The organism is Actinoalloteichus spitiensis RMV-1378 (assembly GCF_000239155.1).
GTDB lineage: Bacteria > Actinomycetota > Actinomycetes > Mycobacteriales > Pseudonocardiaceae > Actinoalloteichus_B > Actinoalloteichus_B spitiensis.
On sequence record NZ_AGVX02000708.1, the window covers coordinates 1 to 1,439 of the forward strand.

A 1,439-nucleotide genomic window follows, 5' to 3' on the forward strand; every position below is an offset into this window, starting at 1 on the left:
GGCTGGGCGGCCTGGCCGAGCAGTTGCTGGGACCGAAGGGACTGCGATGAGTCGGAAACGCACCAGACGTGCCCTGCTGGCGGCCGCCGCCGCCACCGCCACCGCGCTGTCGGGGTGCGGCCTCAGTTCCGGATCGGCCCTGCCGCTCGACGTGGGCCCCGGAACGATCCAGCCCCTCCCCGGGCTGGAGGACGTCACCCTCACCGTGGGGTCCAAGGACTTCACCGAGAACTGGATCCTCGGTTACATCGCGGAGTTCGCCCTGGCCGCCGCCGGAGCGGAAATCCGGGACCTCACCAACATCCAGGGTTCCAACAGCGCACGGGAGGCGCTGGAGGCAGGTCAGATCGACCTCCAGTGGGAGTACACCGGAACGTCCTGGATCAGCTACAACGGGTTCACCGACCCGATCCCCGACGCCCAGGAGCAGTTCGAGGCGGTGCGGGAGATCGACCGGGAACGGCACGGCATCGAGTGGATCGCGATGTCGCCCGTGGACAACACCTACGCCTTCGCGCTCAACCAGGCCAACCACGCCCGCCTCGGGGTGGACACCCTCTCCGAGATGGCCGAGCTGGTCAACGCCGATCCCGCCGAGGGAACCTTCTGCCTGGAGACGGAGTTCGCCAGCCGCAACGACGGGATGCCCGGCGTGGAGGCCACCTACGGCTTCACCGCCGAGCCGGGCAACATCCACACCCTGGGGACCGGCCCGATCTACCAGGCGACGGCCGACGGTACGACCTGCAACTTCGGTGAGATCTTCTCCACCGACGGTCGGGTGAAGGGCCTGGACCTCGTGGTCCTCGAGGACGACCTGTCGTTCTTCCCCCGGTACAACGCGGCGGTCACCGTGCGCACGGAGACGCTCGCCGAGCACCCGGAGATCGAGGAGGTCCTCATCCCGGTGGCGGAGGCCCTCAACAACGACGTCATGGCGGACCTGAACGCCCGGGTCGACGTCGACGGAGCCGACCCCGACCAGGTGGCGTTGGACTGGCTGGTGTCCGAGGGTTTCGTCAGCCGGGGCTGACCGCCCGGGGGCCGCGGCGGACCCGGGCGACCGCCGCCGCGGCCCCCACCGGGGCACTCGACCTCAGGGGTGGACGTCGAAGCGGTGCAGCAGCTCGGTCTCCACGACCGCCAACTCGCGGTCGATCGCCCGGTGCGCCGCGCGGCGACGGGGCGCGGGCATCCGTTCCGCCGCGCGTACCGCTGCCAGGAGCTGACCGCAGCGGTTCCTGGCCTCCGTCACGAACCGGCCCCCGCCGTCCGCCCCCGACCTCCTGTCCAACTCGTCCACCGAGTCCAGGGCGTTCGCCACCCGCGCGTGCAGGGCCGCGCCGTGCCCGCTGAACTCGGGGAGCCGATCCACCGGCACCCCCATCCGCCGGGCCCTGGCCTGGTCGTACAACTCCCGAACCCTCGCGGCGGCTCCC

General features: G+C 71.2%; 2 protein-coding genes. One reads left to right on the plus strand and one right to left on the minus strand.

Annotation, left to right across the window (positions count from 1 at the left end):
- The first annotated feature begins 46 nt into the window (after window positions 1-46).
- The gene (locus ACTIDRAF_RS0224295) at window positions 47-1,033 is read left to right on the plus strand and encodes a glycine betaine ABC transporter substrate-binding protein (protein ID WP_016701276.1); all 987 of its coding nucleotides are present in this window, start codon (window positions 47-49) and stop codon (window positions 1,031-1,033) included.
- Between the two features lie 63 nt (window positions 1,034-1,096).
- On the opposite strand, the gene ACTIDRAF_RS0224300 is transcribed toward ACTIDRAF_RS0224295, so the two are convergent.
- A partial coding sequence (locus tag ACTIDRAF_RS0224300) for a DUF6474 family protein (RefSeq protein ID WP_016701277.1) occupies window positions 1,097-1,439 on the minus strand: 343 nt, incomplete at its 5' end.

What these genes read in the sequence shown, in the direction of transcription:
- ACTIDRAF_RS0224295 (WP_016701276.1), top strand. Translation starts at nt 47, where the DNA reads ATGAGTCGGAAACGCACCAGACGTGCCCTGCTGGCGGCCGCCGCCGCC.